20 protein-coding genes are annotated in these 25,463 nt (G+C 50.2%); 11 read left to right on the forward strand and 9 right to left on the reverse strand.

Annotation, left to right across the window (positions count from 1 at the left end; genetic code table 11):
• Nucleotides 1-363 precede the first annotated feature (363 nt).
• Nucleotides 364-1,302, forward strand: a complete 939-nt coding sequence (rihA, locus tag BZJ17_RS03170) for a pyrimidine-specific ribonucleoside hydrolase RihA (protein WP_077639745.1) — start codon at nucleotides 364-366, stop codon at nucleotides 1,300-1,302.
• Between the two features lie 83 nt (nucleotides 1,303-1,385).
• On the opposite strand, the gene BZJ17_RS03175 is transcribed toward rihA, so the two are convergent.
• The 3 genes from BZJ17_RS03175 to BZJ17_RS03185 all read right to left on the reverse strand — a co-directional run bounded on the left by BZJ17_RS03175 (nucleotide 1,386) and on the right by BZJ17_RS03185 (nucleotide 5,435).
• Complete coding sequence (locus BZJ17_RS03175) at nucleotides 1,386-2,969, reverse strand: S8 family peptidase (RefSeq protein ID WP_077639746.1); 1,584 nt, start codon at nucleotides 2,967-2,969, stop codon at nucleotides 1,386-1,388.
• A 376-nt stretch (nucleotides 2,970-3,345) separates the two neighbouring features.
• Nucleotides 3,346-3,849 (reverse strand): hypothetical protein, encoded by a 504-nt coding sequence (locus tag BZJ17_RS03180; protein WP_077639747.1) that lies wholly within the window; start codon nucleotides 3,847-3,849, stop codon nucleotides 3,346-3,348.
• A gap of 149 nt (nucleotides 3,850-3,998) precedes the next feature.
• Nucleotides 3,999-5,435, reverse strand: coding sequence for a coniferyl aldehyde dehydrogenase (locus BZJ17_RS03185; protein WP_108743767.1), 1,437 nt, complete (start codon nucleotides 5,433-5,435; stop codon nucleotides 3,999-4,001).
• A gap of 336 nt (nucleotides 5,436-5,771) precedes the next feature.
• Between BZJ17_RS03185 and BZJ17_RS03190 the strand changes: the two genes are divergently transcribed.
• The 4 genes from BZJ17_RS03190 to BZJ17_RS03205 all read left to right on the forward strand — a co-directional run bounded on the left by BZJ17_RS03190 (nucleotide 5,772) and on the right by BZJ17_RS03205 (nucleotide 9,925).
• Nucleotides 5,772-6,113 (forward strand): (2Fe-2S)-binding protein, encoded by a 342-nt coding sequence (locus tag BZJ17_RS03190; RefSeq protein ID WP_077639778.1) that lies wholly within the window; start codon nucleotides 5,772-5,774, stop codon nucleotides 6,111-6,113.
• The gene (locus BZJ17_RS03195) at nucleotides 6,106-7,485 is read left to right on the forward strand and encodes an NAD(P)/FAD-dependent oxidoreductase (protein WP_077639749.1); all 1,380 of its coding nucleotides are present in this window, start codon (nucleotides 6,106-6,108) and stop codon (nucleotides 7,483-7,485) included. The genes BZJ17_RS03190 and BZJ17_RS03195 overlap by 8 nt, the downstream gene beginning before the upstream one ends.
• Nucleotides 7,482-8,738: an FAD-dependent oxidoreductase gene (locus BZJ17_RS03200; RefSeq protein ID WP_077639750.1), complete on the forward strand. Its 1,257-nt coding sequence runs from the start codon at nucleotides 7,482-7,484 to the stop codon at nucleotides 8,736-8,738. The genes BZJ17_RS03195 and BZJ17_RS03200 overlap by 4 nt, the downstream gene beginning before the upstream one ends.
• A 227-nt stretch (nucleotides 8,739-8,965) precedes the next feature.
• Nucleotides 8,966-9,925, forward strand: a complete 960-nt coding sequence (locus BZJ17_RS03205; RefSeq protein ID WP_077639751.1) for a chemotaxis protein — start codon at nucleotides 8,966-8,968, stop codon at nucleotides 9,923-9,925.
• Here the strand turns inward: BZJ17_RS03205 and BZJ17_RS03210 are convergent.
• Complete coding sequence (locus BZJ17_RS03210; protein ID WP_198534078.1) at nucleotides 9,889-11,271, reverse strand: amino acid carrier protein; 1,383 nt, start codon at nucleotides 11,269-11,271, stop codon at nucleotides 9,889-9,891. The genes BZJ17_RS03205 and BZJ17_RS03210 overlap by 37 nt on opposite strands.
• 228 nt (nucleotides 11,272-11,499) lie before the next feature.
• Between BZJ17_RS03210 and BZJ17_RS03215 the strand changes: the two genes are divergently transcribed.
• Both BZJ17_RS03215 and BZJ17_RS03220 read left to right on the forward strand, forming a co-directional pair.
• The gene (locus tag BZJ17_RS03215; RefSeq protein WP_077639752.1) at nucleotides 11,500-12,480 is read left to right on the forward strand and encodes a rhodanese-related sulfurtransferase; all 981 of its coding nucleotides are present in this window, start codon (nucleotides 11,500-11,502) and stop codon (nucleotides 12,478-12,480) included.
• Nucleotides 12,481-12,632: 152 nt separating this feature from the next.
• On the forward strand, nucleotides 12,633-14,273 hold the full coding sequence (locus BZJ17_RS03220; protein ID WP_157893151.1) for a diacylglycerol kinase family protein: 1,641 nt from the start codon (nucleotides 12,633-12,635) through the stop codon (nucleotides 14,271-14,273).
• Here the strand turns inward: BZJ17_RS03220 and BZJ17_RS03225 are convergent.
• The gene (locus BZJ17_RS03225; RefSeq protein ID WP_108743768.1) at nucleotides 14,216-15,598 is read right to left on the reverse strand and encodes a sigma-54 dependent transcriptional regulator; all 1,383 of its coding nucleotides are present in this window, start codon (nucleotides 15,596-15,598) and stop codon (nucleotides 14,216-14,218) included. The genes BZJ17_RS03220 and BZJ17_RS03225 overlap by 58 nt on opposite strands.
• Before the next feature lie 239 nt (nucleotides 15,599-15,837).
• On the opposite strand from BZJ17_RS03225, the gene BZJ17_RS03230 reads away from it, so the two are divergent.
• From BZJ17_RS03230 to BZJ17_RS03240, 3 genes are all read left to right on the forward strand, one after another.
• Nucleotides 15,838-16,413, forward strand: coding sequence for a BON domain-containing protein (locus BZJ17_RS03230; RefSeq protein WP_077454929.1), 576 nt, complete (start codon nucleotides 15,838-15,840; stop codon nucleotides 16,411-16,413).
• 51 nt (nucleotides 16,414-16,464) lie between these two features.
• On the forward strand, nucleotides 16,465-16,746 hold the full coding sequence (locus tag BZJ17_RS03235) for a hypothetical protein (protein WP_077639754.1): 282 nt from the start codon (nucleotides 16,465-16,467) through the stop codon (nucleotides 16,744-16,746).
• 95 nt (nucleotides 16,747-16,841) lie between these two features.
• A complete protein-coding gene (locus tag BZJ17_RS03240) occupies nucleotides 16,842-17,702 on the forward strand; it encodes a DMT family transporter (protein ID WP_069587493.1) in 861 nt (286 codons plus the stop codon).
• 94 nt (nucleotides 17,703-17,796) lie between these two features.
• Here the strand turns inward: BZJ17_RS03240 and glpD are convergent, their stop codons facing one another.
• The 4 genes from glpD to BZJ17_RS03260 form a co-directional block, all read right to left on the reverse strand.
• Complete coding sequence (gene glpD, locus BZJ17_RS03245; RefSeq protein ID WP_077639755.1) at nucleotides 17,797-19,338, reverse strand: glycerol-3-phosphate dehydrogenase; 1,542 nt, start codon at nucleotides 19,336-19,338, stop codon at nucleotides 17,797-17,799.
• 312 nt (nucleotides 19,339-19,650) lie between these two features.
• Nucleotides 19,651-21,171, reverse strand: a complete 1,521-nt coding sequence (glpK, locus tag BZJ17_RS03250) for a glycerol kinase GlpK (protein ID WP_069587491.1) — start codon at nucleotides 21,169-21,171, stop codon at nucleotides 19,651-19,653.
• Between the two features lie 65 nt (nucleotides 21,172-21,236).
• Nucleotides 21,237-22,115 carry an MIP/aquaporin family protein gene (locus tag BZJ17_RS03255; RefSeq protein ID WP_077639756.1) on the reverse strand — a complete coding sequence of 293 codons (879 nt, stop codon included), beginning with the start codon at nucleotides 22,113-22,115 and terminating at the stop codon, nucleotides 21,237-21,239.
• A 293-nt stretch (nucleotides 22,116-22,408) separates the two neighbouring features.
• The gene (locus BZJ17_RS03260; protein WP_069587489.1) at nucleotides 22,409-23,131 is read right to left on the reverse strand and encodes a riboflavin synthase; all 723 of its coding nucleotides are present in this window, start codon (nucleotides 23,129-23,131) and stop codon (nucleotides 22,409-22,411) included.
• 153 nt (nucleotides 23,132-23,284) lie between these two features.
• Between BZJ17_RS03260 and BZJ17_RS03265 the strand changes: the two genes are divergently transcribed.
• Nucleotides 23,285-25,459 (forward strand): TonB-dependent receptor, encoded by a 2,175-nt coding sequence (locus BZJ17_RS03265; protein ID WP_198534080.1) that lies wholly within the window; start codon nucleotides 23,285-23,287, stop codon nucleotides 25,457-25,459.
• Nucleotides 25,460-25,463 lie beyond the last annotated feature (4 nt).

Raw genomic sequence — 25,463 nt, forward strand, 5'->3', positions numbered from 1 at the left:
ATATTTTTAATAACCAACATATTATTCTTAATTAATGGCTTAATTGTGGATTAACAGACCAAATTATTACCAATGTTTAGATTGATTGGATTGTTTGCAAAATGATGTAACTACCACATTTTCGTTCATGACATGTTGACATAATGTTACTCTAGGCATCACATTTTTGATGATATCTTTTTCATCTGTTACAAACCTCAACCAGCCAATCTCAATAGAACGAGCTAGCTCACAGTCACCAGTCGAAATCACACGTAGCGTGATCAAATCATGAAATGAGTGGCTGGCCCCAATCAGCACAATCACTGCCAACGCCAGACCGCGAAACGCCGCAACCGAACACACAATGAAAAGGAGTGTGCAATGGGTGAACCTATTATCATTGATTGCGATCCGGGACACGATGATGCTATCGCGCTGGTGATGGCTTGTGCACTCGATCAGCTCACTATTAAGGCCATTACCACCTGTGCCGGCAATCAGACGCTGGATAAGACGCTTTACAACGCCAGACGGATCCTCACCTTATTAAATCGCCACGACATTCCTGTCGCAGGGGGAGCCCATAAGCCTCTGCTGCGCGACCTTGTGGTGGCGAATAATGTCCACGGTGAATCAGGCCTTGATGGCCCTGAACTGCCAGCACCCGCGATGGACGCTCAACCCGATAATGCCATCAGTGTGATGGCACGCGTGTTAGAAGCTAGCCATCAACCGATAACCGTCGTCGCCACCGGTCCGCTAACCAATGTCGCGCTATTGCTTGCAACTTATCCGCACCTCGCCAATCGCATCAAGCGTATCGTTCTTATGGGCGGAGGGGTCACCTTGGGGAATTGGACTCCGGCTGCCGAGTTTAATATTTATGTTGACCCTGAAGCCGCTCACCGTGTGTTCCACTCAGGGATCCCTATCACCATGTTTGGCTTGGATGTGACCCACCAAGCCTTGGTCAAAGATGCCGACGTCGCCACGATCCGCGCCATTGATAATCCCGTGGCACAAACTGTCGCAGGCTGGCTGGAATTCTTTATGTGTTATCACCGCGATCCTAAGTGGCAACTCGACGGCTCTCCCCTCCACGATCCTTGCACGATTGCTTGGCTTATCAAACCTGAGTTGTTCGATTGTGAATCCGTATGGGTAGATATAGAAACACAAGGCAAACTCACCACCGGAATGACTGTGGTTGATCGCTATCGAGTGACCGGGCATGCCGCTAACGCTGATGTGGCGATGAAGGTCAACCGTGAAGGCTTTATCTCGTTACTGTGCGATTGTTTAACCCAATACAGCCAATAGGCGTACACAAAAAAGCGCGGCGATTGCCGCGCTGTCTGATTAGTATGAGTCATCATGGTCGCGCCAACTGCGCGCACCAGCTACTAATATCGTGCTGTGACGCTTACACCGCTAAAGGCGGTATAACCATTTAACATGACATGATAACGTCCCTTCTGGGTGCTCTGCACCGTGCACACTTCACTGTTGCCATAGTTATATGGACGGCAGTCCCAGCTCGACAGCGTAGGTTTAGCACCATAGCGAACATATAAGTCTGCATCACCCGACCCACCGCTGATATTCACGCTCAGGCGCTGACCGGCTTCTACATCCACGTAGAAAAAGCGTTGCGCTCCTTGGCCACCAGAGATGCCCGAAACCGGCTGACCATTTTTAAGCTCACCTTCGGGATCTGGCGTCGGGCCGCAATCCGGCTCACAGCTACTGTCAGCTTGGCTATAGAGCAATTTGTTGACCGTTCCACGCGTGTCACTGATCTTACCCATGCTGGCACGATTACTGATCAAGCTTGCTACTTGCGCAGGAGATAGGTTGCTGTTTTCTTGCAAATATAAAGCCGCCACACCCGCAACATGAGGGGTCGCCATCGATGTCCCGCTGATGGTGCGATAGCCACCGTCATACCATGCTGACTTGATTCGAGAGCCCGGCGCGAACACATCGACACAGCTTCCCCAGTTTGAGAAGCTTGAGCGGCTATCGCTGCTGGTGGTAGAGCCCACGGTGACACCGCTTGGCTCACGCGCTGGAGAGCTATTACATGCATCGGCATTGGAATTCCCTGCTGCCAACATAAAGCTCACACCCGATTGCACGGCACTGGCAACCGCTCTATCCAGTGCGGTTGATACACCGCCACCCAAGCTCATATTTGCCACTGACGGTCCACTGGCATTGGCTGCCACCCAGTCAACACCGCCAATCACGCCGGACGTTGAACCTGAGCCGCTACAACTAAGGACTCTCACCCCAACGATGTCGACATTTTTGGCGACACCATATTGGCTACCGCCGATAGTACCGGCCACGTGGGTACCGTGACCGTTACAGTCTGAGGCGTCATTATCGTTATCAACAAAATCATAGCCAGAGCGAGCACGACCGCCAAACTCAACATGTGACGTTGTCACGCCAGTATCAATCACATACGCTGTCACACCTGTGCCATCAAAGTTGGTACTGTAATTGTTATCCAAAGGCAGGTTACGTTGATCAATGCGATCCAACCCCCAAACTGGGTTACTCTGGTTGGCGCTTGGGGTGATCACCGGGTCCAAGGAAATCGTCTTATCTTGTTCGATAAAATCAACTTGTGAATCCATGCGTAGCGCACGCAATTGCTCTGGTGTTAATTTGGCCACGAAACCACTCAGCGAGCGATCAAACACTTTCTCAACCTTAACCGCGTGTTGGTTGACCATGCTGGAAACCGTTTGCTGTGTGAAGGTTTTTAACGCTTGTGGATCATCACTGAGTGTCATTGGTTGCTTAAACACCACAATGTATTGGTCCTCAATACCCTGCTTGTCTGATGCAACCACTAATGGAGCTAGCGTTTGCTGCTGAGCAATCGCTTGTTTACCGTCCTCTTGTTTTGCGAGCACAGAGGGTGAAGCAGTCACGAGTGCAGATGCGATACAGCAGCTAAGAACATGCTTTAACATATTGTATTCCTTACAATGGTTAAACGTAGAAAGTCATAATTGCCTACAAAAAACAACAAGCACGCTTATAAAGCTATGCATCAAAAAGCATTTTTTCTGCAGTGGGATTTGCTTTATTTGAGTAATCAATCAGCATTATTGACTATATTATTATTTACAATTTATTTAACCTTTTGTTTACAATGCAAATTCGCACGCTCGATGCAGATCTTTATGTCTCACATGTCAGACAAATTAGATCTATTATTTTTGACATGTTGCACAAATGAGATGAAACCTGATTCATTCTCGTATACAGACAGTGAGCATTACCCAACAAAAAAGCCAGCGGCTAAGCGCTGGCGAAGAAAAAGGTAACAACTTGATTTAGAGAGGGTTAGTTTGGTTCTTCATGAATTAATACACCTCCTTCGAGCGCGCCCACAAGAACATTGGGGACACTTGCGTCTTCAGACGTCACTGCAACACGTGTACCGGGACCAATCGCAGAGATAGGAGCTGCCATCATAAGAGGACCCAGCTCCTTGTCATAGCCCAACTTCCATGATGGTGCAGCCGCGGCATGATCATTGGCATAGAGTCGACATTTGTTTCTGTCCGGATCAATTAAACAATCCAGCCCATACTCAATGTCATCATAAAAAAACGACCATTGATAGTAACCTGCATTAACACTGCAGGGCGTCTTGATAAAGCTTAAGGCCTCATTGGTGTCTTGAGTCAGAGTCAGGAAACGCTGCGCATCCGGCACCATCGCCAAATACCCCAACGATTGTCCGTTTACATCGGTCACTGCGAGCTTTACCTCTTGCTCAACCATCGCGCGCTCATGATCGCCAATGTCTGGCAACATGGAATCGGGTTGTACTGAAAACGCCATTGTGTCGCTCCTTTGGTTGCTTCGCACCACTTTTAACAGTTATGTAACAACCAAAGATATAGATCAATTTCTCAGAAAAGTTTAGTGATGCGTTCAGTAACTGGGGAAAGTACTCATGTCGCAACGCCTTATCGTGCAAATTTGCAGGCTTACCGCATCAGCCACCAGCGCATTAAGCGTTTGTACCAGCGGTTGTACGGCGGTTTGACTAAAAAGCTGGTGTCCCATTTATCGCGGGTGAGGACGGTTTTACTGTGGCTAAAGGTATAAAAGCCTTCAATGCCGTGGTAATGCCCCATGCCGGAATCGCCAATGCCGCCAAAAGGCGCATCTTCGGCAGCAACATGAAACAAGGTTTCATTAATCCCCATCCCGCCGGCGTGAAGCTGTGTGGTGACTTGCGTGCGTATCTTCACGTCATTGCTCATCAAATACAAAGCGAGCGGTCGCGGGCGCGCCTGAATATAACTCAACGCCTCAGAGAAATCTTGATAGGTAACCACAGGCAGAAGCGGGCCAAAAATCTCTTCTTGCATCACCCGCATATCATCGGTGACTTGGGTCAACAACTGGGTCGGCCAACGTCTTTTTTCTGCGGTCGGCATGGTTTGTTGGTCGAGTGCACACCAGCGACGCGCCCCCTTATCAAGGGCATCTTGGAGTGTTTCTTGTAGCCGTGTCGCTTGAGTTTGATTAATGATCTGGCTGTAATCCGGATTGGTTTCAAAGTCAGGGTATAGAGCTCGAAATGCCCGTTGATAGGCGTGGATAAAGGCCTCTTGGCGATGCTCAGGGCAAAGCACATAATCGGGAGCAACACATATCTGCCCGGCGTTTAAACACTTACCATAAATAAGCCGCGACACCGCGATATCTATATCAATCTGATCATCAATAATTACCGGTGACTTGCCTCCCAATTCGAGGGTCACTGGTGTCAAATTATCAGCCGCAGACAGCATGACTTGTCGTCCGACCTGGGTTGAGCCGGTAAAAAAGAGGTGGTCGAACTCTAACTCGGTAAAACGGCGTGATACTTCAACTTCCCCTTCAATCACAGCCACTTCAGTTGGGCTAAACACCTCAGCGATTAACGCGTGTAATACTCGATTGGTGTTAGGCGTGAACTCCGAAAGCTTAAGCATTACCCGATTGCCGGCCGCCACCGCGCAAATCAGCGGACTCACGGCCAGCATGATCGGAAAATTCCAAGGCACGATAATCCCAACTACACCTTTGGGTTGTTGATGCACCACTAATTGCGTTCCCAGCAGAGTTATCCCGGTACGCCGCTTTTGCGGCTTCATCCATCGTTTTAATCGACGACGGGTGTAATCAATTTGGTGCAGTAAAGGAAGAATGTCGGCTATTTCAGTATCAACGGGGGCTCGATAACCGTAATCATCACTCAAAGCTTGTTGTAACGCAGATGACTTTTTCTTGATGGCCTGACGCAAGCGCAGTAGCGCATCTCGCCGATAAGGATAATCTAAAAATGGTGTCTGAGAGGCTTGCGCTTTCTGTGCATCGAACGTTTCGCGCATCGTTCTTACATCTTCCAACCATTGAGATCCTGACTCCGTCATTCGCGTCTCCTGATTATCACTATTGCTGCTCCTCATCACTCATTGATGACATAACCAATCCTTTCACGCAATAGCACGTACTTCCCCACATCGAGTGTTCACTTTCACATCACTCAATAAAACAGATCGATATCATGATAATGATCACAATAGTTTTTATTTTTCCTTAATTTTTGTGAGGAATAACGAAAACGAAACAAAAAGTAACACGCATTTCACGACTCAGCTATAACATACGCCTCGCCTAACAAATAAGACAATAAGGTCCCTTCACTTAAACAGGTGGAGTAGGTGTCATCACTGTCCCGACAACATACCAATGAGCAAATTAAAACGATGAAACGATCACAAGACATTACCGATGCAGTTGGTCAAACCTTCTCGATCCGTGTCAATGGCGAGACGGTTCCTGCCATCGCTGGAGAAAGCGTGCTCAGCACCTTGCTTGCGAGCAATATCCGTGCGCTATCTAAAAATGATTATGGCCGATTAGCCAGTGCCTACTGCGGCATGGGCGTATGCCATTGCTGTACGCTGGAAATCAACGGCCGCCATAAACAACGTGCATGTCAAGTCGCCGTGCAACCCAATATGGATGTCCGCACTGAAGCCAACATTGTAGTTGAGAGCAAGGATCTTGAAAGCAGTACCGTCGAGCAAGGAGAAACCCATGTCTAAACCGGTTGTTATTGTTGGTGCTGGACCTGCCGGCCTGTCTGCCGCGGTCACACTGGCCAAGCACAAGGTCGCGAGTATTATTGTTGATGAAGCGCCCAAACCCGGTGGCGTCGTCTACCGTGGTCCATGGCGGGATACTGATGCGCTGCCTCATTTGGATGATAAATGGAAGGCCACGTCACAATCCCTGCGCGAACAATATCGCCAGCATCAGGATTTGATTGACCTGCGCAGTTTGACGCGGGTACTGGGGCCAATGGCGGACCAACACCTCCTCACTGCCCATGAAGACACGCTATCAACGATTGACTATGAGCAGTTGATCCTCGCCACCGGTTGCCAAGAGCGAAGCATTCCCTTTCCCGGCTGGGATATGCCTGGGGTAATGCTTCTCGGGGGTATCCAACTTCAAATAAAAAGCGGCTTGGTCCGTCCCGGTCACCGCTGCGTGATCACGGGGACAGGTCCTTTGCTTGTCTTAGTTGCTTGTCAGCTTCACAAAGCCGGTTGTGATATCGCGGGTATCTATGAAGCGGCACCATTCAAAGACTTGGCACGTGAAACGCTCGCCCTCCTCAACCGTCCACAGCTCGCGCTAGATGGTCTGTCCATGATGATGTATCTCAAACGCCACCATATCCCGATGCATTACGGTTGGGGCGTAGTCAAAGCCTCAGGTGACCCTCAGGTCGAGCAAGTCACAGTAGCCCCCTACAGTAAAGACTGGCACCCAGATGTTAGCCGTGCCGAAACCATAAATGCTGATGTACTTGGTGTGGGTTACGGCTTTGCGGCACGCTCTCAGCTAGCACAACTAATGGGACTAGATATGCAGTACGATCACATGAGCGGGGCGATCCCCGTGGTGGACGAGTGGCAACGAGCCAGTGTCGACAACGTTTACTGCGCAGGTGATACCGTAAAATTTGCCGGCGCAGAAGCCGCCATGTTGGAAGGAAAGATTGCGGCGTACTCCGCACTGAAGGCACGCAATATTTCAATGCCTAATCTTGACAATGAGTTTAAGGCTCTGCGTCATCAGCTCGAAAAGAGCTACCGTTTCCGTAAAGGCTTTGATACGGCAGGCTACCGTCGCCCAGGCCTGCTCAGTTTGCCGGAAAAAGACACAGTGATCTGTCGCTGCGAACAAGTGAAAAAGGCGGACATTGATAACGCCATCAATCAAGGCGTCAAGGATGTGATTACGTTGAAAATGCGTACCCGCGTTACCATGGGTGACTGCCAAGGAAAAACCTGTGCGCACTATTGCTACGATCGGCTCAATGAGAGCACGACGTCGCCTCAGCCTTTGATTCGCCCTCGATTCCCACTCGACCCTATTCCTTTTGCTGCGTTGGAGGATGACGCATGAAACAGTACGACATCGTAATTTGTGGCGGCGGCGTGATCGGCGCATCAGTGGCTTACCATTTAAGCCGCGAGCGCGACTTATCCATCGCCGTTGTGGACTATAAATACCCCGGAAATGCCTCGCGTGCGTCAGCCGGTGGCCTATGGGCGATGGGCGAGTCAACCGGCCTTGGCTGCGGTGTGATTCTGTTTAAAACCCTTTCTAAGCAGATGCAGGAAAGCGGTGAAGGGGGATCACCAGAGATCAAACCGCACATTATGCCCAAGCCGTTCTTCGATATGGCGATGCTGTCTAACCAGCTCTATCCGGCATTGTATGATGACCTGATGACGCATCACGGTGTGGACTTTAAGTTTGAGCGTACCGGTCTGAAGTTTGTCATGTTTGATAAATACGACAAACTCTATGCCGAACATATTGCGGCCGCCATTCCTGATCGCCAAGAGCATGTACGCTGGGTGTCTCAAGACGACCTTCATGCCCAAGAGCCTAATGTATCGCGCGCTGCAATTGGTGCGATGGAGTTTGAGGGGGATCACCAAATCAACCCCTATCGCCTCAACGAGGCCTATTTGGAAGCAGCACGGCAGAACGGTGTCGAGCTATATCTCAATACCAAAGTCACGGGCGTGGTGAGACAAGGTAACCGGGTTGTCGCGGTTGAGACAGAAAACGGTAAGCTAGGTTGTGGCACCATGATCAACGCCGGTGGCGCATGGGCGGAAAAACTCAGCTTGTGGGCAACGGGTATGCCAATGCCTGTCTTCCCAGTCAAAGGCCAAGTGATCGTCTCCGAGAAGCTACCCAAGCTTTTAAATGGCTGTTTAACCACCAGTGATTGTTACATCGCCCAAAAAGATAACGGCGAAGTCTTGATTGGCTCAACCACCGAAGAGCGTGGGTTTGATACCACCACAGACATGAAGTACATCAAGCAGCTGGCACAAGGCGCTATGAAGTCTATCCCCGAGCTGAAAAAGATGAATATCAAGCGCTGCTGGGCAGGCTTGCGCCCGGGCTCACCGGATGAACTGCCGATTCTTGGTGCAGTGCCGGGTATTGACGGTTATCTCAATGCTTGCGGGCATTTCCGTACCGGTATGTTGACCTCTGCCATCACCGGAAAGGTGATGAATGAAGTGGTCCGTGGTCTGCCAACGACCATTGATCTCGAGCCCTTCTCCTACACGCGCTTTTTGGACGACCAAGGAAAAATGATCGGTAACTATCATCTTGAAGTTGCGTTACCTTAATTCCTATTACGTGGTCCCAATCACTAAAGCCTGCCTCAGTGCAGGCTTTTTTTGTTACTAAGCTGTAACTTAGCGCTGATTTCCAAGCCGAATTTAGCGTGATAGACCACAGAACGCCGTTCGATTATTTGGCAAATATTGTCGCTTTATTGATCACAGGCTTATACTGGTTTTATCGCTGTGTTTGTCAGCAATCTTCGCTGTTATCGATAGGAAATGTGGTAGGCATGAACGACGAGCCATCAAAGAACGCAATACTGACGGAAAGTGGCACTAACGAGCTCGAGATCATCGAGTTTCACCTTATGAAACAACTTCCGGACGGCAGTACTAAAACCTGTTACTACGGCATCAACGTCGCTAAAGTCCGTGAAGTCATTCAAGTGCCTGAAACAACCGATTACCCCAATGCACAGCCTCATATGATTGGCGTGTTTTCTTCTCGTGAAAAACTCACTCCCTTGATTGATCTTGCAGGGTGGCTAGGGGTGCCAACCCGCCCTGAGAAAGACAATAAGTTTGTGATTGTCACCGACTTTAACAACATGACGAACGGTTTTTTGATCGACAGTATTAGTCGCATCCACCGTATCTCATGGGAAGCAGTAGAGTCACCCAGTCAATTCCTCGAAGCTGGAGAACAAGACTGCGTGGTCGCGGTGGTTCGTAAAAACAACAACCTCATCATGATTCTCGACTTTGAAAAAATCATCGCCGACATCAACCCAGAGTTGAGCATGGAGAAATATGATGTAACTCAAGACCGCAGCGTCAATATTTCCGAAACCAGTGCGAAAAAGCGAGAAGCAAAAACCGTATTGGTGGTTGATGACTCTGCCTTTATCCGCAGCCTGATCGAAAATACGCTACGTTCAGCGGGCTACAATATTTTGTCTGCGAAAGACGGTGGCGAAGCCTTCGAGAAGCTGATGGAGTTTGAGAAAATTGCGAAAGAAGAAGGTGTGGCAATCACTGAATTTGTGGATGCCATTATCTCAGATGTCGAGATGCCACGCATGGATGGTATGCACTTGGTCAAGCGCTTACGCGATAATGACACCTACAAAACCATGCCTATCGTGATGTTCTCCTCCATCATGAGTGAAGACAACCGCGCCCGTCTAGGCAGCCTTTTGGTTGTTAAATTAATTCAAAGGTTAGTGGCTTGTGATCCGCTATGCGACTGATAACGTCGGCCACTGAAATAGGCCTTTGCGGCTTGGTTTACCTTCGGCGCTAACAATAGGCCAGAGACCATGGTCGGCACCGCCATCAATCCGTACGCACCGATCAAGAACAAGAACACCACATCCAGTGATACCACTGCCCCCAGAACGACCAGTGAGAGATACAGATACTTGTAGTACTGGCCGGCTTTTTCGCCAAACAAATACACAAAACACTTATRGCCGTAATACCAGAAGGTAAAGACGGTGGTAAAAGAGAGGATCAGCACTTGTGCAGCGAGCAACCACGCGCCTGGCGCACCAAACGCCGCTTTGAAAGCCGCCATGGTCAAACTTACGCCTTGCATACCCTCAGCTTGATCGAGCACACCAGTCACGAGAATGACTAAAGCGGTACAGCTACAAACAATTAAGGTATCGATGATAGGACCTAAGCTCGCGACCAAACCTTCACGCACGGGTTCGTTGGTTTTAGCCGCACTGTGTGCCATGACTTCAGTGCCAATCCCTGCCTCATTAGAAAAGGCACCACGACTCACACCGATGATGATCACACTCAGTACTCCACCAAACATCGCATCCGGTGAAAAAGCACTGGCAAATATAGACTGGAACACACCGGGCACGCGTTCCGCATTAAGCACCAACGCGGCTACCGCCATGACCATATAGCTTCCCGCCATCAAAGGCACCAAAGCCCCAGCGACGTCAGCGACGCGCTTAAGGCCACCCCAAATCACCATGCCGACGAACACGGCGAGAACAATACCCATTCCCCACGAGAAGGCACTGCTCTCTAACCAAGCGACCCCCGGAAACAGTTGAGTTTGCACCACAGCGCCAAGTTGGTTGATCTGAAATGACGGCACAAATCCCATCAGACCCGCAATGGCAAACATCACCGCCAACCATTTAAACTTCGGGCCCAACCCATGCTGAACCGTATACATGGGGCCACCGTGTACATTTCCCTTGGCGTCTTTGTGACGGTACATGACTCCCAGTGTGCAGGTGTAAAACTTAGTCGATACCCCCAGTAACGCCGTAAGCCACATCCAAAAAACCGCCCCCGGTCCCCCAGCACTCAGCGCCAGCGCGACACCCGCGATATTGCCAAGACCTAGCGTACCGGACAGTGCTGCCGCTAAGGCTTTGCGATGAGATAAATCACCATGACCGCTGCCATCATCCACTTTACCGGTTAATAGCTTGACGCTATGCGCCATATAACGAAAAGGTGTGAGCTTTCCGTATAGGGTGAAAAACAATCCGCCACCGACCAGTAAGATCAGCATCGGTTTTCCCCAGATAAAGCCTACAAAGGCRTTAATCCATTCTTCAATCATGTCTCGCATCCTTTCGTAATGCACTACGGTGAATAATTACCGCAGCACTTTGATTTGAACACAAATAAATTAACCGACCCGCACTGAACCAAAGCAACACGGGCACAAAACGTTTAACCTTACTTTTCGCCGGTGTTTAGCCCCAGTGCCATTCGCTATACTTCGCGCGTCTTTTGAACCCACAACCCATGCACTGGATTTACGCTCCAGCCAGCAAGAGGAAACAACATGTCCGCCTACGTTATTTGTGCGCTTTATAAGTTCGTCACCCTTGATGACTACCAAGATCTTCGTACCCCGCTGCAAGAGGTGATGGAAAAAAACCAAGTGCGCGGCACGCTACTGCTCGCTAAAGAAGGGATTAACGGCACCGTCGCCGCCCGCCGCGAAGGCATTGATGCCCTGTTTGCTTGGTTTAAAAACGATGCTCGCCTTGCGGACATTGACTACAAAGAGTCTTTTGAAGACAGCCAACCTTTCAATCGCACCAAGGTAAAGCTGAAAAAAGAAATCGTCACCATGGGTGTTGAGGGGATTGATCCTCGCCATACAGTCGGTACCTACGTGAAGGCGACGGAATGGAACGATCTGATTAGCGATCCTGAGGTACTGATCATTGATACACGGAACGACTACGAAATTGAAATCGGGACCTTTGAGCGCGCGATTAACCCTCACACCGAAAGCTTCCGTGATTTTCCCGAGTATGTAGAAAAGCACCTCGATCCAAGCAAGCATAAAAAAGTCGCCATGTTCTGTACCGGTGGCATTCGGTGCGAAAAATCAACGGCCTTTTTGAAGGAAAAAGGCTTTGACGAGGTCTATCACTTGGAAGGTGGGATCCTAAAATACCTCGAAGAAGTGCCTGAGAGTAAGAGTCTTTGGAATGGCGAGTGCTATGTGTTTGATGGCCGCGTGGCGGTAAATCATTCGCTCGAGAAAGGATCGTACGCCATGTGTAATGCATGCCGCCTACCGATCACCAAAGCCGATATGAAAAGCGAACACTATGAGCAAGGCGTATCCTGTCCGAAATGTTATGACAAACATACCGAGGAGCAGAAAGCGCGTTTTCGTGAGCGCGAACGCCAAGTGCAACTGGCTCGCGAGCGTGGAGAGCAACACGTGGGCGGCGAAGCAAAACATATCATCGAAGCGCGGCGTGCGATGAAAAAGCAAAAGAAACAAGCACAGAAGAAAGACGTTTAATCAGTCCATAACTGATACGAGACTTTACACGGCACGCAATGATAGCGTGCCGTTTTCGTTTCTATCTCCTCTCCTGCTAGGCTATAGTCGTCATTGACGATACCTAAGCGAATCATACCGATACGCACACGGATGGCCTGCAAGGAGAACATGTGATCGTTGGCCCACTCTACGCGCTCATCGGCGCTGCGCTCGTTTTAGTGACGGTTTGGACACCTTGGCTTGCTCTCGATGTGCTGCTGCTTTGGAGTGGCATTGCCTTTATTGCCGTCAGTTTTGCATACTGGCGTAATCAACCACGCCTTTTCCGCAAGCGATACACTGGCCAACTCCCAACCCTCATCCATGGACTATTTGCGCCATTTTTCGTTTGCACGCACCTTTATAATCGCTGGGCACGTCATCGTGATACCGAGCCTGCTATTCAAAAAATTGCATCCGGGCTTTATGTTGGCGCGCGGCTGACTCGTCACGATCTGAACTACATTCAAACTCAAGGCATTGGCGGCATTTTGGACGTTACTGCTGAATTTGAGAGCTTAAACAGTTTTAGCGAGACCCGTGAAATCAGTTACCTCTCGGTGCCTGTCCTCGACCATGCGTATCCTTCCCGTAGCCAACTGATGCGAGCGTTGCAGTGGATTCATCAGCAACGCATGCGTGGCGAGACCGTGGTGGTGCACTGTGCGTTAGGCCGTGGTCGCTCTGTGATGGTGGCTGCGGCATATTTATGGGCCCTTGAGCCGGACAAAAACCTAAACAGCGTACTAAACAGTATCCGCTCAATACGTCCCAAAGCACAGCTTAATCGGCGCCAATTTCGAGCACTGTCGCGCTTCCAGCAAGACGGTGCACTAAGACTTGATCGACCCATTGCTTGGATTATCGCCAACCCAGCAGCAGGCGGTGGTAAGTGGCAAAAGCACAAACAGTATATTCAAGACTATTTAGGCGAAGACTATCGCGTGGTGGTCCATCACACTCGCCACAATCGGCGTACCTATCAACTCGCGTGTCGCGCCGTGGCACACCATGCCGATGTCGTGATTGCCGCAGGCGGGGATGGCACAGTCAATGCAGTGGCGCGTGCGCTGGTCAACACCGACACGCCGCTCGGGGTGCTGCCGCTTGGCACCGCCAATGCGCTTTGTCATGCACTTTGGGGGATAAAATCGAAATTTCTCAGCATTGATGCCGCTTGTGAGGTGATTCTTGATGGCATCCCTAATCGCATCGACACCGCGCGTTGCAATGGCCGTATCGCGTTATTGGTTGTAGGTGTTGGCTTTGAGCAACAAATGATCCGTTATGCGGCGCGTGAACAAAAAAACCAAAGTGGGCAATGGGCCTATTTGCAAGGCTTATTGGGTGCGGCAAATCAAAATACCAAAATGACCTTATCGATTCGTATCGATAAGCAGCCCTCTCAAACCATTGAAACCACCAGCATGGTCATTGCCAATGCCGCTCCAATGACAACCTTACTTGCCCAAGGCCGTGGTCAACCGAATCACGCGGATGGCAAGCTCGACGTCACTTGGTTGACTCCATCGGCAACCAAGACTGGTGCGGTTCTCTCTCTCGCTGAGCTCGCCCTTACCAGCTTACTCGACACACCCGTCGGTCGCTTCACGCATCATCAACAGGCTACCCATGTCGCCGTGCGCTTTCCGCATACCACCTACTATGTCATCGATGGGGAAATTTATCGCGACCGTAAGCTCGACATTCGTATTCAGCCACGGTCGCTATCGATCCTTTCTCCCGCTGTTGAGGACGAAGAGACTGATTGATACTGATTCAGTTTGTTGTATAGCGTTTTAGGGCTAATACCAAGCACTTCAGCCGTGCGCGTTTTATTGCCATCACAACGGGCCAAGGTTTGGGTAATGGCCAAGCGCTCTAGCGCGTCTAACGTAAGCGATGCGGGTAACATGATCGCCGTCGGTGCATTGGTAGGCGTGCTCACCGCTTGCGGTAAGTCATCGGGCAAAATCGTCTCAGCACAAAGCAAATAGCCGTGCTCAATCGCATGCTTGAGTTCGCGAACATTGCCGGGCCAACGGTGGGCATTTAAGCGTTTTATCGTTTGAGGATCGATCCCCTTCTGGGTGTGGAATTGATGATTGAGTTCAGCTAAAAAATGGGTCGTCAGTGCTTCAATGTCTCCCTCTCTCTCCCGAAGGGGTGGCACATTGACCACAAACTGAGCTAAGCGATAGTAGATATCTTCACGCAATCGTGAGGATGCGATTGCTTGTTGTGGGTCGCGGTTAGTCGCCGCGACAAGACGAACATTGGCGCGTTGATTGTGTGTCGAGCCCACTGGGCGATATTCTCCGGATTCCAACACACGTAGCAACTTTACCTGCAGCGCCTGCGGCATTTCGGTGATTTCATCAAGAAAGACGGTGCCGCCTTCTGCTTGATGAAAAATACCCGCGTGGTCTTGGTGTGCCCCTGTAAATGCGCCTTTCACATGACCAAACAACTCACTCTCTATCAACTCAGGACTCAGGGCTCCGCAGTTAATCGCCATAAAGGGGGCGTTAGGGTCACAACCTAATCGATGTAAGGTTTTCGCGACATGCTCTTTACCCACCCCGCTCTCGCCGACAACCAATACATTGGCACCGGTCGGACCCAGCCGTTTTAAGACTCGGTACAAATGCCGCATGGGCGCTGAACTGCCAAGCAAGTATCCGAACTGGTTCGCTTGACTCGTCAATATCGGTTTGCTCGCTCTACAAGATTGTCCTTGCTGCATCAGCGTGTCATCAATAAACGCTTGAACCAACTCGGGATCCACGGGCCGACGAAAAACCGTCGCGACACATTGTTGCGCCTTGGCATTCCAGTCGGGATGCGGGTCGCCACGGCTGAGTAAAAGCCACTCGGTGTCAGGTGATTGTTCCATCCGTTGCCAGATAAGCTCCGCATCGTCTCCCAATTCATCAAGATCACACACTACCAGATCCGCAGGCGCGGCTTGCCACGCCTGAAGTCCCTGCTTCACGTCCGTAACTCGTGTCGTGTCGGCATCTGCCTGACGCAGTATGTCGCTCATCCAGTTTATATCTTGCTCGCTTAACAAAAGCGCGACAGAAATCCGAGACATCACCGAGCCTCCTTGATGGGTGTTTCGTTACCGTGCCATAGGCGGACAGCTCTCTCAACAATGAAAGTCATTTTTACAGGTTTATATGTAAAAATTACAGCTCGCTTGACTTAGCCCTCAGCAAGAAAAAATAAAAACTATATATTTTTCAGGCAATTGCAATTTTGGCATGGCCTTCGCAATAGATTCTTTCAGCAACACCACGAGGTTGCTCAAATTCATCAAATAAGGAGGGTTCAATGAAGACGACTCCGCAAGGTCGATTTCATCCTTTATTTGTCGCAATGGGGTTTGCACTTGCACTGGGTGCCACAAGCGCGCATGCAAGCAGCAACAATCAATGGCAAGATCAAGCCAAAGACGCTTGGATTGACGGTAAAGCTGAAACCATGCTGTTGGTGAACACAAACCTCAATAATTTCGATATCGACACAGATGTAGAGCAAGGTGTGGTGATACTCACAGGTCAAGTGGATACTGAGCTGGATAAAAGCTTGGCCAGTGGATTGGTCGAAAAAATAGACGGCGTGTCCGGGGTTAAAAACGAACTCACTGTTTCGCAACAAGCAAGCCAAGCCGCCGATCTCGGCCAGACCGTGGTCGATACCAAAATTGCGGCGTCACTGAAGACAAGCTTGCTACTCGACCCAGACATCAGCGGCACCAACATCGAAGTGTCTGTTGATGATGGCGTTGCCACACTCTCTGGCGAGGTGAAAAGCGATGCGGCCCGCGATTTAGCCATATTAATGGCGGAAAACGCACAAGACGTGGAACGTGTCGTTGATAAGCTTGAGATAACCGGAAATGCATAAGCAATGACGTTAAGCGTCACCAAATGCCACTGACTTAACCGAGGAGGTGTTATGCGCCGCCAAGAGATGATTGATACGTTCCATGAACGCTTACACAGCTGGAACCAAGAAATTGATAAACTTGAAGCAAAGGCTGATGTTGCCTCCGCGCATGCAAAAGCGGAATATCGCGAAACCATAGAGCATTTACGCGCCCGCAAAGCACAAGCAAAAACGCGCATCGATGAATTGCAAGATGCAAGCGATGAGGCATGGGATGAAATAAAACAAGGGGCAGAGCAAGCTCTCGGTTCACTAAAAAGTGCCTATGACTCTGCCAAGCAGAAATTCTAACTCTGCCATGAAAGCAATAAACGCCGCTCCTCGGGGGCGGCTTTTTTATGTCGCTATGTTAAGGTGAGCCTTGTTGAGGGCAAGGAGGAACAATCATGCAGGCTCCCGCACTGTTCATAGCGATTTTAAGCGTATTTGGCGCAATGTGTGCCATTCAATTTGGCGCTTCGTTTGCCAAACAGCTATTTCCTCTGGTAGGTCCGGTAGGCACATCAGCATTACGTGTCGGCTTTTCGGCATTGCTACTCTGCCTTGTCTTTCGGCCCTGGCGCCAATGGCCGCGAGGCCGACATTGGCGAGCCATCATCGTCTACGGCAGTTGTCTTGGCGGCATGATGTTACTGCTCTATCTTGCCATTGAGCGGATCCCGCTTGGCATTGCGGTAGCACTTGAATTTACTGGCCCGTTACTCGTGGCGTTGCTGTCCATTCGGCGAGCGCGTGATAGTCTGTGGGTTATCTTAGCGGTGGGCGGAGTCATCACCCTCTTACCCGATCTTTCTGGTGTGGATGCACTTGATCCGATTGGCGTCGCCTACGCGCTTGCTGCGGGAGGTTGTTGGGCAGGCTACATCCTTTTTGGCCAAAAAGCAGGCAACCTTGCGCCCGGTGGTGGCACAGTGGCATTGGGCATGAGTATTGCCGCTTTGTATCTGGTACCAGCCGGTTATATCGCGACCGATGGCGCCATTTTGCAATGGCATTTATTGCCTTTAGGGATTGCTGTCGCGTTGATCTCTAGCGCCATCCCTTATTCGTTAGAGATGATTGCCCTTCGTAATATGCCCAAGCAAACTTTTAGTGTCATGATGAGCTTAGAGCCTGCCGTGGCAGCGATGGCGGGCTTGTTGGTGCTCGACGAACAGCTTGCGCTTCGTCAGTGGCTCGCCATTGGTATGGTGATTACCGCATCACTCGGCAGCACATTATCTGCAAGACGCTCACGCACCCATTAAACAAATAGACAAGCCGACAGGTGGGTAAACTAAAAAAGGTGCCGTCATGGCACCTTTTTCATCTTAGTTCGAGTCTTGTTGCAATCCGGTCGTGTTAGCTCGCTTCACTGAGCGGAACGGTACGCACACTGCCTCGCTGTTGCTCAATATAATCCGCAATCGCGGCTTGTTGTTCTTCGGAGAGATACAAGCCAAGTTTGGTACGACGCCATAATGCATCTTCGGCATGCTGAACAAACTCATACTTAATCAGATAGTTCAGCTCAGCCTGATACACACCGTCTGCAAATCGACGACCCATGTCCGCTTCACTTTGACAGCCAGCGAGCATTTGGTGTGTACGTGTGCCATACGTATCTGCAAAACGTTGTGCCGTCACTTGCGCTAACCAAGGATAACGCTGCATAAACGATGCTGACAACTGTTCGCGTGTGCAGCTAAAGTCGCCGCCCGGTAGCGTACCATTTGCGGTCCAAGGCTGACCCATCTTGTCAAAGAAAGGCGCTAGTTTACGCATGGCTGACTCTGCCAACTTCCGGTAAGTGGTGAGTTTACCACCGAAAATCGATACGAGCGGCGCTTGATTGCCCTGTTGCTCCAGTTCAATGGTGTAATCCCGTGTGATCGCCTGCGGTGAATCAGACTCATCATCACACAATGGACGCACACCGCTGTAGCTCCAAACGACATCGTCTCGAGACAATTGTTTGGTAAAGTGCTGGTTAACCACATCGACCAAATAATCCACTTCGGCATCGTCAATTTTCGCCGCACGCGGATCGGCTTTGTGTTCCACGTCTGTGGTGCCAATCAGCGAGAATTTATCCAAATAAGGGATTACAAACACAATGCGACCATCGTTGTTCTGCAAGATGTACGCCTGTGGGTCTTGATGAATGCGTGGCACCACAATGTGTGATCCTTTAATCATACGAATACCACGCGGTGATTTCTCGTGCAGGCTATCATCATAAAACTGCTTAACCCACGGGCCTGTCGCATTCACCAAGGCTTTCGCTTTACGCTCGAATCGCTCTCCCGTGTGGGTATCTTCCAAGGTGACACGCCAAATCGTATTCTCACGCTCTGCCGCGACCACTTGGCAGTAGTTACGTACTTCGCCGCCTTTCTCGCGGGTGTATTGCGCATTTAGCAATGTCAGGCGCGCATCATCCACCCATGCATCCGAATATTCGAAGCCAATCTTCATTTCGTCTTTCATATAGCCAGTTTTGGCCAGATTCACTTTATGGCTGCTGGGCAACGTAGAGCGTTTACCAAGATGGTCATAGAGAAACAGACCACAACGAATCATCCACGCGGGACGCAAATAGGAGCGGTGCGGCAAACGAAAGCGCATTGGGAAAGCAATGTGCGGCGCTTTGTTGATCAAGACTTCGCGCTCAGCCAAGGCTTCAGACACAAGGCGGAACTCGTAGTGCTCTAGATAGCGCAAACCACCGTGGATTAGCTTAGAGCTTGCAGAAGACGTCGCTGACGCAAAATCTTTTGCGTCGTACAGGCCGACGTTCAGACCACGGCCTGCTGCATCGGCTGCGATACCCGCACCATTGATGCCTCCTCCGACGACCAGAATATCGAGTAAAGTTTCGTTATGAGTAGTTGGCGTAGTCATTGTTAGTCGACCTTGTTCCTTTTTGAGCGAACGAACATTTATTTATGGGTTTAACTGTATATCAACTTTCGTTTTCGGTCACTAAAAATGTTCGAAAAAAACCTATCGTCTGTGACTAATGTAGAATAATAGTTAACAGCCTGAATGATATGTAAACTAAATACTGGCTTATTACGTAGCGTCGAGCGCGTTTTGACGGGAAGGTTGTCTATATCAGTCTGTTTTTGTAGACGTTAAGACATGCATGAAAGCGACAGCTGGAATGATAAAAAAAGGGCGCGAATGCGCGCCCTTGAGGAGAGGTAACGAGGATTAATCTTCGTCTTCGTTGTGCAGCGACGCCCAAGCTTGCGCACATTTCACCGCGCGTTTCCAGCCACGGTAGCGACGGTTACGTTTTTCTTCGTCCTGATGAGGCTCAAAGCTTCGATTCAGTTTCGCTTTGTCTTTTAGCTCGTCCAAGCCGTCCCAGAAGCCTACAGCCATACCGGCAAGGTAAGCGGCACCCAGTGCGGTGACTTCGGTTACTTCAGGGCGATGCACTTCGGTATCCAAGACATCGGCTTGGAATTGCATCAGAAAATCATTCGCCACCGCACCGCCATCAACGCGCAGTGCTGCAAGCTTGATACCCGAATCTGCTTGCATCGCATCCAACACATCACGTGTTTGATAAGCGATACTTTCCAAGGTGGCACGGATAATATGGTTAGAGTTAACACCACGTGTTAAGCCAACGATAGTTCCTCGAGCATATGCGTCCCAGTATGGCGCGCCAAGACCAGTGAAGGCAGGCACAACATAGACACCGTTTGACGTATCGACTTTGGTCGCGAAGTATTCAGAGTCATGAGCGTCTTCTAACACTTTTAGCTCATCACGGAGCCACTGAATCGAGGCGCCGCCCATAAACACCGCCCCTTCTAGCGCATAAGCAGGTTCGCCTTGTGGACCACATGCAACCGTCGTCAGCAAGCCGTGATTAGAAGTGACTTTTTCCTGCCCGGTATTCATCAGCAAGAAACAGCCCGTACCATAGGTGTTTTTCGCTTGGCCAGCCTCAACGCACATCTGACCAAACAAGGCCGCTTGTTGATCACCTGCAATACCTGCAATCGGGATCCGCGTGCCGCCTTTACCCCCGATGTTGGTTTGACCGTACACTTCGGAAGAGCGGCGTACTTCTGGCATCATTGATGCGGGAATACCCAGTTCATCCAACATTTTTTGGTCCCAACACATGTCGTTGATGTTAAACAACATGGTTCGAGAGGCGTTGGTATAATCGGTAACATGAACACGGCCTTGTGTCATCTTCCAGACCAGCCAGGTATCAACGGTACCAAACAATAACTTACCGGCTTCAGCGTCTTCACGGGCCCCTTCAACGTTGTCCAAGATCCACTTCACCTTGGTACCAGAGAAGTAAGGGTCAAGCACCAAACCCGTATTATCACGGATATAGGACTCAAGCCCACGACCACGTAACTCTTCGCAGATCTCAGCGGTACGACGACACTGCCAAACAATGGCGTTGTAGATAGGCTTGCCCGTTTCCTTATTCCATACCACCGTGGTCTCACGCTGGTTAGTAATACCGATACCGGCGATTTCATCACTGCGGATCCCGGTCTTACCTAAGACCTCAATCAGCGTTGAACTTTGCGTCGCGTAGATCTCCATTGGGTCGTGCTCAACCCAACCTGCTTGCGGGTAAATTTGGGTAAACTCGCGCTGAGAGACACCGACAATGTTCGCATCATGATCCATCACTACAGCACGAGAGCTGGTGGTGCCTTGATCAAGGGCGACGATGTACTTTTGCTCAGACATAATATGATCCTTTTGTTCTCTGTTATTTTAGTCGGTTTGGCGCCAATCGGCGCCATCCGTATTGTTTATGCATTCACTTCGCGTGCGTCAGTTTCTTTCGCCTGCACCAGTGCTTCTTCATCGTCTTCACACTGATTTGGAATCGTGCAGCCGTGACCCGCTTGAGGTAGATAAGGCGCGATCGCTTTTGGATACAACCAGCCACCGAAGCAAGCACCTAAGATTGGCGCAACGATGGGAACAATAAAGTAAGGAATATCACGCGCACCGGTTAGGGCGTAATCCCATCCAGCTAGGTAAGCAAAGAATTTCGGACCGAAATCACGTGCGGGGTTCATGGCAAACCCGGTCAATGGACCCAGTGAGCCACCAATAACCGCAATCAGGATACCAATCAGCAATGGGTTCATTGGCCCACGCGCGGCACCGTTGTTTTCATCACCTAACGCCAAGATGCCAAACATCAGGACTGCAGTAATCACAAATTCAACGGCCATCGCGCCCATAAAGGAAATAGCAGGATGCGCATAGGTTGAAAAAATCCCCGCGGTGGCTAGCGCTTCAGGGCTACTGCGTGCAATGTTATTGGCCAGTTCATACTCGACAAAGAGGTTGCTATAAAGGCTGTAGACCAGTGCCGCCGAGGCAAAAGCACCGAGCATTTGTGAAACGATATAAGGCACGACCTTGCTTTTTTCAAAGCCGTGAAAAGCAGCCAGTGCAATGGTGACAGCCGGGTTGATGTGCGCACCCGAAACGCCCGCGGTACAGTAAATGGCAATCGCTACCCCGAAGCCCCACACAATACTGATTTCCCATTGGCCGAAGTCGGCGCCTGTCAGTACCAGGGCGGCGACACAGCCCACACCAAAGAAGATGAGCAAGCCCGTGCCGATAAACTCGGCGACGCACTCTCCCAATAAAGTCGACGCTTTTTTGTTCATGATGATTATCCTTGTCACTGTTAGTAGGGTTACACGTTCAAAACCACACTAACATTTTGCATACTCTCATCATCTCGAAAACAAAATAACAACAAAAATGAGCGTTCGAGCATATATCGATGAATTGTTGCTGACATTTTTGTTAAGCACATCATCATTTGAGCAGGTTCGCGCACAATTTGAGCAGATCGGAGGAGTGGATAACGTTAACGCCACGTAAAATCGGTCAACATCTCACCAAAAGAAAAGGAGAGCCTCGGCTCTCCTACTAGCGGTGCGGAAAACACCATGGTTTATTGGTCGTCCGACTTGGACAAGGCTTGCTGCGCCGCATGGCCAATCGCATCGATATCGGCGTTGTGCGCGGCTAAAAATCGCTCAAACAAAGGCATCAACGCGCCCATCTTTTCGTCAATGGCATCTCGCACGGTATCAACCACCACTTGCGTGCCGCGTTCAATTTCAACATTGATCGCTGTTCCCGCCTGTTTGGCCTCGAATGTTGTCATCCTGCGCGTCTCTGGGATCAGCCACACCTCGAACCAACCATCGTTTTTATTGACGTCAGATACCGTCAAACTGGCCCCGTTGAGCGCAATGTAGCCTTTCGGGAAGATGTACTTCATCCATTCATGCGGCACAGAGACGCGAATGCGATAGTTATCGTCAATCTGTTGAACATCTAGAACGGTAGTATTGAAATCAATATGGCCAGATAACGGGTGCCCGCCCACTTCTGCCCCTTCTTTGGCCGCGCGTTCAGCATTAACCGTGTCGCCCACGTCTACCGCTTTTAATGTGGTGACGGCAAGGCTTTGCAACATCACATCAAACCGTACCAAGGTTTCATCAAGCTGCTCAGTAACCGTTAAACACACACCATCGATAGCGATGCTGGCACCAATTTCAAGCCCCTCGCAAAATCCAGCGGGGAAGCGGATATCCAGAGTTCGTAATCCACCCTGATCGCGGCAGCGCTCAATGGTCGCGACCGCTTGAATAATCCCAGTAAACATAGCCGTTCCTATCGTTAATTTTGGCTCATCATACTGCGAAGTCGCTGTATTCGCCACTCACTCAATAAGTGATAATCACTATCATTAGCATTGCCAGATTGACGAGTTAGGCGTATAGTGCGCGCTTTTATGCGTCAGTAAAGTTTTATGAGCATGCAGTATCCTCTTTTACGCTTTGCCATCTTGGCAGCGCTTTCCATGAGTGCCCAAGCCGCGAGTACCGACGGCACATCTGTTCCCAAAGAGATTGAGACCGTCAAAGTACAAGGCGAGCAGCTAAAGCACCCAATTACCCTTATCTCCCCGGGAAAATCCACGTTAGAGCTGGATGATATTCAACGCGAACAAGCCCACAACATCGGTGAGCTGGTAATGAAAATGCCGGGCGTATCACTTGATGGTGGCGCGCGCCCGGGTAGTGAACGCATTAATGTCTGGGGATTCTCACACCCTTCCGCGCTCTCGATCCGTGTCGATGGCGCCCCCGTCGGCTTTCAACAATATCGCTATGGTAGCTTTTTTCTTGACCCTCAACTGCTACGTTCGGTACGCCTTATCAAAGGCGACCATAACGTTCGCGCCAGCCTCGGCGCTTTCGCAGGCAGTTTTGTGATGGAAACGAAAGAGGCCACTGACTTTCTTGATCCAGATTCGTCGATTGGCGCCATGGCGCAAGTGGGTTTCAACAGTGTGAACCATCAATGGAAGCGCAGTGTCACCACCTATGGTGCGTCTGACTCTGGGTGGTCCGTGCTATTGCATGGCTCTCGACGTGATGCCGATGATATCGAGCTAGGCAACGGTGACGTTTTTACCTTCTCTGGCTACCGTCAACACAGTTTGCTGGGTAAAGTTCGCTACCAATCCGACGCGCACAATATGATGTTCAGCCATACGCGCTATGATGACCAAGGGCGAAAACCGTGGGCAAACCGACGGGGAGCCATGCCATCGGTAACGCCCTACAAAATTAAAAAGTATGGTAGCTACGATGCCGCGCTGTATGCCGCCTCAGTGGATAATCATTATCGCGAATATACCAGCACCTTAAATTACCACTACCAGCCTTATAATGATTACATTGATACCAGTGTCGTCATTGCACACTCACAGAATCATCGCTATTGGGAACGCCCGGATAGTACCTATCAGTCTTACATCACATCAGGCCAATATGGCCACCAAGTCTGGTTGTCCTATGAGCGCTGGTTTGCCGAGCTAACCAATACCAGTCACTTCGGTGATCACGAAGTCATGGTGGGGGCGCAGTACCAGAACCAAGACAGAAACTCGCACGTTTACAACCATACTTATCGCAAAAAGCCAGAAAAGAACTATGGCTACTTTACGCCATCCTTTGAGCCCTCGGGCGAACAACAAACCGCCAGTGTGTTCGTTCAAGATAAGTACTTTATTACCCCAGATCTCGAACTCACCGCATCGCTGCGCTACAGCCATATTCGTTCCGAAGGGGTACCAAACGCCGCGCCAGACTATAATGACCCATCCGTTGGACACGATTACAGTGCGGTCTCACATCAAGGTTGGGAGCCGCGTATTGCATTGACCTACGATCTGAGTCCAGCCACGCAAATAAAAGCGGCTTATGCCTATGGTTTAAAGGCACCGACCATTGATGAGCTCTATACAGTGCAGTTTTCGAGAGCGTCCAAGCGCGCTGCCACCAGCCGCGATCTCTCAGTCACTCGTATCAATGCCTATTTATTGGGCGTGTCTGATAAGCGTCAGAATGCCTTGTTCGAAGGGGATCACCTAGCAACAGAGGTGACACTGTTTTGGAATGATGTCATTCATGACGTTGCGCAGCGTCGTGGGGTCAATGCGACCAAACAGAAAGAAGGCTACTACACCAATCTCGACGGACTCTATACTTACGGATTTGATGCGCAAGTGCAGTATCGTCTCAACGATTGGTTTACAGATGCCTCTGTCTCTATGGTGCGCGGCAAACACAAAGGCTCGCTACGTGACAGTACCGGCGACGACGAGTATTGGTATGACAACCCGCCCCTCAGCGCCTCACTCGGCGTGGGTCATCAACTAACCGATACGATTGAAGTTGCATGGCAAGGCCAATACTGGGATGAGCAAGACCGTATTCCAGAGAACCCCTCACTGCATACAGCCAATGTGGCGAGCGACGCCTACTTCTTCCAAAACCTCTATGGAGAATGGACGCCTCGAGACGACTTTACGCTACGCGCCACCATCGCTAACCTGACCGATCAGTATTACACACCCTATCTGTCTGCCGGTGTGCCCGCTGCGGGACGCGATGTACGCATAAACGCCACCATTAAGTTCTAGCCTA

The organism is Salinivibrio sp. IB574, assembly GCF_001996205.1.
In the GTDB taxonomy this organism is placed as follows: Bacteria; Pseudomonadota; Gammaproteobacteria; order Enterobacterales; family Vibrionaceae; genus Salinivibrio; species Salinivibrio proteolyticus.

Coding starts and splice junctions, on each gene's coding strand:
- rihA (WP_077639745.1), top strand. CDS start 364: ATGGGTGAACCTATTATCATTGATTGCGATCCGGGACACGATGATGCT.
- BZJ17_RS03175 (WP_077639746.1), bottom strand. CDS start 2,969: ATGTTAAAGCATGTTCTTAGCTGCTGTATCGCATCTGCACTCGTGACT.
- BZJ17_RS03180 (WP_077639747.1), bottom strand. CDS start 3,849: ATGGCGTTTTCAGTACAACCCGATTCCATGTTGCCAGACATTGGCGAT.
- BZJ17_RS03185 (WP_108743767.1), bottom strand. CDS start 5,435: ATGACGGAGTCAGGATCTCAATGGTTGGAAGATGTAAGAACGATGCGC.
- BZJ17_RS03190 (WP_077639778.1), top strand. CDS start 5,772: ATGAAACGATCACAAGACATTACCGATGCAGTTGGTCAAACCTTCTCG.
- BZJ17_RS03195 (WP_077639749.1), top strand. CDS start 6,106: ATGTCTAAACCGGTTGTTATTGTTGGTGCTGGACCTGCCGGCCTGTCT.
- BZJ17_RS03200 (WP_077639750.1), top strand. CDS start 7,482: ATGAAACAGTACGACATCGTAATTTGTGGCGGCGGCGTGATCGGCGCA.
- BZJ17_RS03205 (WP_077639751.1), top strand. CDS start 8,966: ATGAACGACGAGCCATCAAAGAACGCAATACTGACGGAAAGTGGCACT.
- BZJ17_RS03215 (WP_077639752.1), top strand. CDS start 11,500: ATGTCCGCCTACGTTATTTGTGCGCTTTATAAGTTCGTCACCCTTGAT.
- BZJ17_RS03225 (WP_108743768.1), bottom strand. CDS start 15,598: ATGTCTCGGATTTCTGTCGCGCTTTTGTTAAGCGAGCAAGATATAAAC.
- BZJ17_RS03230 (WP_077454929.1), top strand. CDS start 15,838: ATGAAGACGACTCCGCAAGGTCGATTTCATCCTTTATTTGTCGCAATG.
- BZJ17_RS03235 (WP_077639754.1), top strand. CDS start 16,465: ATGCGCCGCCAAGAGATGATTGATACGTTCCATGAACGCTTACACAGC.
- BZJ17_RS03240 (WP_069587493.1), top strand. CDS start 16,842: ATGCAGGCTCCCGCACTGTTCATAGCGATTTTAAGCGTATTTGGCGCA.
- glpD (WP_077639755.1), bottom strand. CDS start 19,338: ATGACTACGCCAACTACTCATAACGAAACTTTACTCGATATTCTGGTC.
- glpK (WP_069587491.1), bottom strand. CDS start 21,171: ATGTCTGAGCAAAAGTACATCGTCGCCCTTGATCAAGGCACCACCAGC.
- BZJ17_RS03255 (WP_077639756.1), bottom strand. CDS start 22,115: ATGAACAAAAAAGCGTCGACTTTATTGGGAGAGTGCGTCGCCGAGTTT.
- BZJ17_RS03260 (WP_069587489.1), bottom strand. CDS start 23,131: ATGTTTACTGGGATTATTCAAGCGGTCGCGACCATTGAGCGCTGCCGC.
- BZJ17_RS03265 (WP_198534080.1), top strand. CDS start 23,285: ATGCAGTATCCTCTTTTACGCTTTGCCATCTTGGCAGCGCTTTCCATG.